The 462-nt window shown below is 73.4% G+C and carries 1 protein-coding gene; it reads right to left on the bottom strand.

The annotated features are described in order from the left end of the window. Positions 1-462 (bottom strand): serine hydrolase (locus DEIPI_RS27275; protein ID WP_211238221.1); only part of this gene is annotated, 462 nt, incomplete at both ends.

The following is a 462-nucleotide window of genomic DNA, read 5'->3' as shown; positions in this document are numbered from 1 at the left end:
CGCGCGCCCGCGAATTCCGCCGCGCCCGGCCAGGCCGCGCCGAGCTTCGTCTGCGCCACCCACCAGTCCTTCGTGGGCAGGATCAGGCGCGTGCGGCACAGCCCGAGGTCGTCCGCGACCTCCTGCACCGCGTCGAGCCCGACGCGGCGGTGCAGGAGATCCGTCGCGGTGTTGTCGGAGTTGTGGATCATGCGCGTCGCGAGGGCCCGCACGTCCGACCCGTCGAAAGGGTAATTGCCGAGACTCTGCGCGCCCGTCGTGACGTCGAACCTCTCCGTGAGCTTCACGCGGCCCTCGTCGATCTGCCGCAGCAGCGCCCACAGCACCGCCTGCTTGTACGAGCTCGCCAGCGGGAACTGAGCGTCCACGTCCCGCCCGACCGCCCGGACGGGCCGCAGGGTCACCGGGTCCACCTTCGCGACCCACAGGCCCAGCCGCCCGCTCAGGGCGCGCGGCGCGGGC

This window comes from Deinococcus pimensis DSM 21231, assembly GCF_000519345.1.
In the GTDB taxonomy this organism is placed as follows: Bacteria; Deinococcota; Deinococci; order Deinococcales; family Deinococcaceae; genus Deinococcus_A; species Deinococcus_A pimensis.
The sequence above is the reverse complement of the archived record's forward strand: the minus strand, read 5'-3'. Positions and strand labels throughout refer to the sequence as shown.